The sequence below is a fragment of the Kineococcus gurbantunggutensis genome (genome assembly GCF_050871925.1).
Lineage (GTDB): Bacteria > Actinomycetota > Actinomycetes > Actinomycetales > Kineococcaceae > Kineococcus.
Window position 1 is genome coordinate 1 of sequence record NZ_JBJLSG010000194.1, and the last position, 8,129, is coordinate 8,129.

The following is an 8,129-nucleotide window of genomic DNA, read 5'->3' on the forward strand; positions in this document are numbered from 1 at the left end:
GCCGGCCCGCCGCACCCGCCGGCCGGCCCGGCGGCGGCGCCCGCGGCGCCCAGGAGCAGCGCGCGCCGCCGCACCGCCCGCCCGAGGACCACGGGCGCATCGTCGCACCCGGCGCGGCGGCACCCGCGGCGACGACCTCCGCGGCGTCGGCCCCCGGGGCGTCGGCGGGCCGGCTCGAACGCCGGTTCGAGGGCCCCGCGGCGCGCCGCGGCCGCGGTGTCGGCGCGGGGTGGCACCGTTCCGCCCGTGCGCAGCGCGTCCCCGCCGTCCCCGGAGCACCGGCAGGCCAGCTTCGACGACCTGGGGCGGCCGCTGGCGGAGGTGGCCTTCGTGGTCGTGGACCTGGAGACCACCGGCGGTGCGCCCGCGGAGGGCGGGATCACCGAGATCGGCGCGGTGAAGGTGCGCGGCGGGGAGGTGCTCGGCGAGTTCCAGACGCTGGTGCGCCCGGACTCCCCCATCCCGCCGGCCGTGCAGGTCCTCACGGGCATCACCCCGGCGATGGTGGCCGGCGCCCCGTCGGCGGCCGCGGTGCTGCCGGCCTTCCTGGAGTTCGCCCGCGGCGCGGTGCTGGTGGCGCACAACGCCCGCTACGACACGGCGTTCCTGGCGGGCGCGTGCCGGCGGGCGGGGCTGGAGGAGCCGCGGCACGAGGTCGTCGACACCCTCGCGCTGGCCCGGCGCCTGGTGGGCCGCGACGAGGCCCGCGACCACAAGCTGGGCACCCTGGCGCGGGTGCTGAGGGCCGGCGCGACGCCGGACCACCGGGCGCTGCACGACGCGCGCGCCACCGTGGACGTGCTGCACGCGCTGCTGGGCCGGCTGGGCAACCGGGGCGTGCGCACGCTGGAGGACCTGAAGGACTTCACCGCCGCGACCCCGCCGGCGCGGCGCGCGAAGAAGCACCTGGCGCTGGGGCTGCCGTCGTCGCCGGGCGTGTACCTGTTCCGCGACGGGCGCGGGCGGGTGCTGTACGTGGGCACGTCGGTGGACGTGCGCCGGCGGGTGGCGCAGTACTTCACCGCCTCGGAGACCCGCGCGCGGATGACGGAGATGGTCTCCGCGGCCGCGGAGGTGGTGCCCGTGGTGTGCGCCACGCCGCTGGAGGCGCGGGTGCGCGAGCTGCGCCTGATCGCCGAGCACGACCCGCCGTACAACCGCCGCTCGCGCGACCCGGAGCGCGCGACGTGGGTGAAGCTGACCGCCGAGGCGTGGCCGCGGCTGTCGCTGGTGAAGCAGGTGCGCGAGGACGCCGCCGACGGCGCGGAGTACCTGGGCCCGTTCCGCTCGGCGCGCACGGCGGAGCTGGCGGTGGCCGCGCTGCACGACGCGCACCCGCTGCGGCGCTGCACGCGGCGCATCCCGCGGGTGCCGCGCGCGGACGGGCCGGGCGCCTGCGTGCTCGCCGAGCTGGGCCGCTGCGGCGCCCCCTGCCTGGGCCCGCAGCGCGGCGGGCAGGACGCGGCCTCGTACGGGCTGGTGGTGGAGCAGGCGCGCGCCTCGCTGCGCGGGGACGCGGGCGCGGCCCTGGAGGCGGGGCGGCGGCGGATGGCGGCGCTGGCGGGGCAGGAGCGCTACGAGGAGGCCGCGCAGGCGCGCGACCGGCTGGACGCGCTGCTGCGCACCGCCGAGCGCGCCCAGCGGCGGCGGCCGGTGGCCGAGGCCCCGGAGCTGGTGGCCGCGCGCCGCTGCGCGCCGGAGCCGGGCTGGCCGCACGGCGGCTGGGAGCTGGTGCTGGTGCGCCACGGGCGCCTGGCGGGCACGACCGTGACCCCGCGCGGGGCCGACCCGGTGCCGCACGTGGAGGCGCTGCGCGCGACCGGCGAGGTGGTGGCCCCGCCCGGGCCGGGCCGGCCGGGGCTGCTGGTGGAGGAGACCGACGCGCTGCTGACGTGGCTGGAGCAGCCGGGGGTGCGGCTGGTCTCGCTGGACCCCGGCGCGCCGCCGTGGGCGCTGCCGGTGCGCGGGGCCGGCTGGGCGCGCCACCGGCTGGGCACGTCGGGCACGGCCCCCTAGGCTGCCGAGGTGATCACCGCCATCGTCAACGTGCGCACCGACGGCCGGCGCATCCCGGAGATCGCCCAGGCGCTGGCCGACCTGGACGGCGTCTCGGAGGTGTACTCCGTCACCGGCGAGGTCGACCTCGTCGCCATGGTGCGGGTGCGCCGCCACGAGGAGCTCGCCGACGTCATCGCCGGCGGGATCAGCCGCGTGGAGGGCATCACGGGCACGACCACGAACATCGCCTTCCGGGCGTACTCGCGCCACGACCTGGAGAGCGCCTTCTCCCTCGGCCTGGAGTGAGGGGCGCGGCCCCGGGGTCGAGCACCGGGGCCGCGCGCCCGCTCAGGCGGCGCTGGCGCGCACCCAGCGCTCCAGCACGCCGGCCGCGGCGCCGGAGTCCAGCGCGCGCTCGGCGGGGCCCAGCGCGGCGGCCAGGTGCTCGGGCAGCGCGGCGGCGACCTCGCGCGCGCCGGCCGCGCCGGTCGCGAGGACCCCGGCGGCCACCGCGGCGGCCGCGGCGTTGAGCAGCACCGCGTCGCGCACCGGCCCGCGCTCGCCGTCGAGCAGGCGGCGGGCCACGCCGGCGTTGTGGGCGGCGTCGGCGCCGCGCAGGTCCGCCAGGGTCGCCGGCGCCATGCCGAGCTGGGCGCGCGCGTCCAGGGCCGCCTCGGCGACCTCGCCGCCGGCGACGACCCACACGCGCGCGGGCCCGGTGGTGGTGAGCTCGTCGAGGCCGTCGTCGCCGCGGAAGACGAGCGCGGCGGTGCCGCGCCCGGCCAGGACGCCGGCCACCAGCGGGGCCAGGCGCCGGTCGGCCACGCCGATGGCGGTGGCGCCGGGGCGGGCGGGGTTGGTCAGCGGGCCCAGGACGTTGAAGGCGGTGGGCACCCCCAGGCCGCGGCGGGCGGCGGCGGCGTGGCGCATGGCGGGGTGGAAGACCTGCGCGAAGCAGAAGGTGATGCCCACCTCGGCCGCCAGGCGCGCCACGCGCTCCGGCGCGGCGTCCAGGCGCACCCCGAGGGCCTCCAGGACGTCGGCGGAGCCGGAGGAGGAGGACGAGGCCCGGTTGCCGTGCTTGACGACGCGGTGCCCGGCGCCGGCCAGCACGAGCGCGGCCATCGTGGAGATGTTGACGGTGTGCGCCTGGTCGCCGCCGGTGCCGACGAGGTCGACGGTGGGACCGGGCACCTCCAGGGGCACCGCGTGCGCGAGCATGGCGTCGGCCAGGCCGGACAGCTCCGCGCTGGTCTCGCCCTTGGCGCGCAGCGCGACGAGGAAGCCCGCCAGCGCCACGTCGCCCGCCTCGCCGCGCATGACGCGCTCCATCGCCCACGCGGTGTCGGCGGCGGTGAGGTCCCGGCCGGCGACGAGCTCGCCCAGCAGGCGCGGCCAGGTCGGCGCGCCCGGGGTCCCGGTGGGGGTGGGTGCGCCGGAGGGGGCGCTGGCCTGCGGGAGGGTCATGGGGTCCCCGGTGGGTGCGGCGGTTCGGTCGGGTGCGAGCGCACCCTACTGACCGGCGCGGCGGGGGCCGCCGCGCCGCACCCGGGGGTGCTGCCCGGTGCGCTGCCGGGGGCGCGCCCGGGCCCGTCCGCGCGGGGCGCTCACGGGGTCTGCACGAGGTCCGCGCACGGCGGCGGGAACGCCACCCGGACGGACCAGCGCGAGATCTACGACACGATGTCGGTGGGCCGGGCGGCGGGAGCGCGCGGGGGTGGGGCATGATGGCTGACGTGGCGAGTGCACAGGCTGTCCAGAGCAGTACCCCGAGTCCCGCGCACGGCTCGGTGAACCGGCCGAACATGGTCTCGGTGGGCGTGATCGTGTGGCTCGCGAGCGAGCTCATGTTCTTCGCCGGCCTGTTCGCCATGTACTTCACGATCCGCTCGGTGGCCGCTCCGCTGTGGGAGACCGGCCCCGAGATGCTCAACGTCCCGTTCTCGAGCGTGAACACGACGATCCTGGTGATCTCGTCGTTCTGGTGCCAGTTCGGCGTCTTCGCCGCCGAGCGCTTCCAGCCGCGCCGCCGCGGCCGGCTGTGGCAGGTCGGGACCTGGGGCATGCAGGAGTGGTTCGTCCTCACGTACGTCTTCGGCGCGATCTTCGTCGCCGGCCAGGTCTACGAGTACGCGGAGCTGGCCGTCGAGGGCATGACCATCGCGTCCAACGCCTACGGCTCGGTGTTCATCCTGACCACCGGCTTCCACGGCATCCACGTCCTGGGCGGGCTGGTGGCCTTCCTGATGGTCATCGCCCGCTCGTTCGCCGCGAAGCGCTTCGGCCACCAGGAGGCCACGAGCGCGATCGTCGTCTCCTACTACTGGCACTTCGTCGACGTGGTGTGGATCGGCCTGTTCACGGTCATCTACATCCTCCAGTGATCCAGCAGCCGATCCCCCACCGCACGCGAAAGCACCGACGGAAGCGAGCACCACGACCGTGACCAGGACCCTCACCGCACTCAGCGCCCGACGGCGCCACCCGCTGGCCGTCGTCGTGCTGATCGCGTTGGCGCTCCTCCTCGTCGGCGGCCTCTACGCCGCGCTGGCACCCCGCCCGGCGGAGGCCTCGACGGCGACGGCGACCGCCGACGACATCGAGGCCGGCAAGAAGCTGTTCCTCGCCAACTGCGCGACCTGCCACGGGCTCGACGCCCAGGGCGGCAACGTGGTGGACGGCAGCGGCGCCGGCCCCTCCCTCATCGGCGTGGGCGCCGCCTCCGTCGACTTCCAGGTCGGCACGGGCCGCATGCCGCTGGCGCAGTCCGCCGCCCAGGCGCCGGAGGTGGACAAGATCCGCTTCTCGCAGGGGCAGATCGACCAGATGGCCGCCTACATCGCCTCCCTGGCGCCGGGGCCGGCCATCCCGACCGACGAGGTCCTCGACGTCTCCGGCGTCAGCGACGAGCAGCTGGCCCGCGGCGCGTCGATCTTCCGCACCAACTGCGCCATGTGCCACAACTTCGCCGGCAAGGGCGGCGCGCTGACGGCCGGCAAGTACGCGCCGGACCTGACGGGCGTGTCGGGCAAGCACATCTACGAGGCGATGGTGACCGGCCCGCAGTCCATGCCGGTCTTCAACAACAACACCATCAGCCCCGAGGACAAGACCGCGATCATCGCCTGGCTGACCCAGGAGGAGAAGCGCCCGGACCCGGGCGGGCTGACCCTCGGCTCGGTCGGCCCGGTGAGCGAGGGCCTGTTCGCCTGGATCGCGGGCATCGGCCTGCTCATCGGCTGCTCGGTGTGGCTGGGGATGAAGTCCTCGTGAGGCACGTCGAGCCCTCGCGGGAACGGGTGGGGAGCATGAGCGACATCGAGCGCGGGGCCGGGCCCCGCACGAACGGGCAGGGAGCATGAGCGAGATCGAGCGCGCCGACGAGGCGCACGGAGCGCACGGAGCGGGCTCCACGGCCCTGGCGAAGCCCGCCGCGGGCGGCGTGCCCGAGCGCTTCGAGAACCCGGGCCTGCCGCCGCACAAGCACCGCCTGGGCGACGTCGACCCCAAGGCGGCCAAGCGCGCCGAGCGGCAGGTCGCGATCCTGCTGATCATCTCGATCCTGGGGTCGATCGGCATCATCGTCTCGATCATCGGGATCAAGTACGACGGCAGCTTCGACCGCATCAGCGCGTCGACGAAGGCCATCGGCCTGTGCATGTTCTTCTCGCTGTTCGCCCTGGGCGTCGGCGCGGTGCACTGGGCGAAGACCCTCATGCCCGACGACGAGCGCATCGACTACCGCCACCGCCAGCGCGGCACGACCGCCGAGCGCGAGGAGGCGGTGGCCATCCTCAAGGAGGGCGCGGCCGAGGCCGGCCTGGGCCGCCGCCCGCTGATCCGCAACACGCTGATCGGCGCCCTGGCGCTGTTCCCGCTGCCCGCGGTCTTCTTCTTCCGCGACACCGGTCCCCTGCCGGGCAACGACCTCTCCACCACGATGTGGCGCGAGGGCATGTACCTGGTCAAGGACCCCGAGGGCGGGCGCATCCGTGCGGCCGACGTCCAGCTCGGCTCCGTGGTGCACGTGATGCCCGAGGGGATCGAGGAGGCCGAGCACGTCCTCAACGAGAAGGCCGAGGCCGCGGTGCTGATCATGCGCCTCGACGAGAGCCAGCTGACCCCCAAGTCGGCCGAGTGGGGCGTGGACGGCACCGTCGCCTACTCCAAGATCTGCACGCACATGGGCTGCCCCGTGGCCCTCTACGAACAGCAGACCCACCACCTGCTGTGCCCCTGCCACCAGTCGACGTTCGACCTGACGCAGGACTGCAAGGTGATCTTCGGCCCCGCCAAGCGGCCCCTCCCCCAGCTGCCCATCCGGGTGGACGACGAGGGGTACCTCGTGGCGCGCAGCGGCTTCCACGAAGCCGTGGGCCCGAGCTTCTGGGAGCGCGGATGAGCACCATCGACAAGGTCGCCGGCGGTGTCGGCAACTTCGCCGACGACAGCGTCGGCGCGAGCAAGGTCGTCAACGGCTTCGCTCGGAAGATCTTCCCCGACCACTGGTCGTTCATGCTCGGGGAGATCACCCTCTACAGCTTCGTCATCCTGCTGCTCACGGGGACGTTCCTGACGTTCTTCTACGAGCCCAGCGCGGCGGAGACCACCTACACCGGCATGTACGCGCCGCTGGCGGGCCAGCACGTGTCCGAGGCCTACGCCTCCTCGCTGCGCATCTCCTTCGACGTGCGCGGCGGCCTGCTGATCCGCCAGGTCCACCACTGGGCCGCGCTGATCTTCGTGGCCGCGACCATCGTCCACATGATCCGCGTCTTCTTCACCGGCGCGTTCCGCAAGCCCCGCGAGATCAACTGGGTCATCGGCCTGGTCCTGGCGCTGCTGGCGGTCTTCGAGGGCTTCACCGGGTACTCGCTGCCCGACGACCTGCTCTCCGGCACCGGCATCCGCATCGCCCAGGCGATCATCCTGGCGGTGCCCGTGGTCGGCAGCTACATCAGCTACTTCCTCTTCGGCGGGGCCTTCCCCGGCGAGGACTTCATCCCGCGCTTCTTCACGATCCACATCCTGCTGCTGCCCGCGGTCATGCTCGGCCTGATCGTGGTGCACCTGGCGCTGGTCGTGATCCACAAGCACACCCAGTACCCCGGCCCGGGCCGGACCGAGGACAACGTCGTCGGCTTCCCGCTCTTCCCGGTGTACATGGCGAAGGCCGGCGGCTTCTTCTTCATCGTCTTCGGCGTCATCGCCCTCATCGCGGCGCTGTTCTCGATCAACCCGATCTGGGCCTACGGCGCCTACGACCCCTCGCCGGTGACGGCGGGCTCGCAGCCGGACTGGTACATGGGCTGGCTGGACGGCGCGGTGCGCCTGACGCCGGGCTGGTTCGAGTTCACCCTGTTCGGCTTCACGTTCTCGATGAACATCTTCATCCCGACGACGGTGACGATCCTGTTCGTGATGGCCGCCGGGTCGCTGTACCCGTGGATCGAGCAGGCCGCGACCGGTGACCGCCGCGAGCACCACCTGCTGGACCGCCCGCGCAACGCCCCGACCCGCACGGGCCTGGGCGTCATGGCGCTGACGTTCTACGTCCTGCTGTTCATCTCCGGCGGCAACGACATCATCGCCCACATGATGGGTCTGTCGATCAACGACATCACCCGCACCCTGCGCGTGGCGGTGTTCGTCCTGCCGGCGCTGGCCTTCGTCATCACCAAGCGCATCTGCCTCGGGCTGCAGCGCAAGGACCGCGAGAAGGCCCTGCACGGCCGCGAGACGGGCCGCATCGTGCGCCTGCCGCACGGCGAGTTCATCGAGGTCCACGCTCCCCTGACCGACACGGAGCGCTGGGTCCTCGTGCAGCACGACGTGCACCGCCCGATGGAGATCGAGGACCGCGTCGACGCCGGCAACCCCAGCAGCCTGTACGGCAAGGTGCAGCGCCGGCTGTCGAAGTTCTTCTTCGAGGACCGGGTCGAGCCGGTGACGCCCATCGAGCTGGCGGCCGCGCACCACGAGCACCACACGGAGATCGGCAGCCAAGAGCACGCCTCCATCGAGGAGCAGCAGCAGAGCCCCTCGATCTCCACGGCGCAGACCTCGCGCGGCTGACGCCGCACCCCCTGCGACAGCACGACGAAGGCCCCGGGCGCTCGCCCGGGGCCTTC

7 protein-coding genes are annotated in these 8,129 nt (G+C 74.3%); 6 read left to right on the forward strand and 1 reads right to left on the reverse strand.

Features of this window, described 5'->3' with window-relative positions:
• Nucleotides 1-246 precede the first annotated feature (246 nt).
• Both ACRYR7_RS22650 and ACRYR7_RS22655 read left to right on the forward strand, forming a co-directional pair.
• Nucleotides 247-2,016, forward strand: coding sequence for a DEDD exonuclease domain-containing protein (locus ACRYR7_RS22650; RefSeq protein ID WP_432574373.1), 1,770 nt, complete (start codon nt 247-249; stop codon nt 2,014-2,016).
• A 9-nt stretch (nt 2,017-2,025) separates the two neighbouring features.
• The gene (locus ACRYR7_RS22655) at nt 2,026-2,304 is read left to right on the forward strand and encodes an Lrp/AsnC family transcriptional regulator (protein ID WP_432574374.1); all 279 of its coding nucleotides are present in this window, start codon (nt 2,026-2,028) and stop codon (nt 2,302-2,304) included.
• 42 nt (nt 2,305-2,346) lie between these two features.
• On the opposite strand, the gene trpD is transcribed toward ACRYR7_RS22655, so the two are convergent.
• Nucleotides 2,347-3,465: an anthranilate phosphoribosyltransferase gene (gene trpD / locus ACRYR7_RS22660; RefSeq protein WP_432574375.1), complete on the reverse strand. Its 1,119-nt coding sequence runs from the start codon at nt 3,463-3,465 to the stop codon at nt 2,347-2,349.
• A gap of 257 nt (nt 3,466-3,722) precedes the next feature.
• Between trpD and ctaE the strand changes: the two genes are divergently transcribed.
• The 4 genes from ctaE to qcrB all read left to right on the forward strand — a co-directional run bounded on the left by ctaE (nt 3,723) and on the right by qcrB (nt 8,073).
• Nucleotides 3,723-4,382, forward strand: coding sequence for an aa3-type cytochrome oxidase subunit III (gene ctaE, locus ACRYR7_RS22665; protein ID WP_432574376.1), 660 nt, complete (start codon nt 3,723-3,725; stop codon nt 4,380-4,382).
• A 58-nt stretch (nt 4,383-4,440) separates the two neighbouring features.
• Entirely contained in the window at nt 4,441-5,271 is an 831-nt protein-coding gene (qcrC, locus tag ACRYR7_RS22670; protein ID WP_432574378.1) for a cytochrome bc1 complex diheme cytochrome c subunit, read from the forward strand.
• Between the two features lie 85 nt (nt 5,272-5,356).
• A complete protein-coding gene (gene qcrA, locus ACRYR7_RS22675) occupies nt 5,357-6,400 on the forward strand; it encodes a cytochrome bc1 complex Rieske iron-sulfur subunit (protein ID WP_432574380.1) in 1,044 nt (347 codons plus the stop codon).
• Nucleotides 6,397-8,073: a cytochrome bc1 complex cytochrome b subunit gene (gene qcrB, locus ACRYR7_RS22680; protein ID WP_432574382.1), complete on the forward strand. Its 1,677-nt coding sequence runs from the start codon at nt 6,397-6,399 to the stop codon at nt 8,071-8,073. The genes qcrA and qcrB overlap by 4 nt, the downstream gene beginning before the upstream one ends.
• Nucleotides 8,074-8,129 lie beyond the last annotated feature (56 nt).

Excerpts from the sequence above, each read along its gene's own strand:
- qcrA (WP_432574380.1), top strand. The coding sequence starts at position 5,357 with ATGAGCGAGATCGAGCGCGCCGACGAGGCGCACGGAGCGCACGGAGCG.
- ctaE (WP_432574376.1), top strand. The coding sequence starts at position 3,723 with ATGATGGCTGACGTGGCGAGTGCACAGGCTGTCCAGAGCAGTACCCCG.
- qcrB (WP_432574382.1), top strand. The coding sequence starts at position 6,397 with ATGAGCACCATCGACAAGGTCGCCGGCGGTGTCGGCAACTTCGCCGAC.
- trpD (WP_432574375.1), bottom strand. The coding sequence starts at position 3,465 with ATGACCCTCCCGCAGGCCAGCGCCCCCTCCGGCGCACCCACCCCCACC.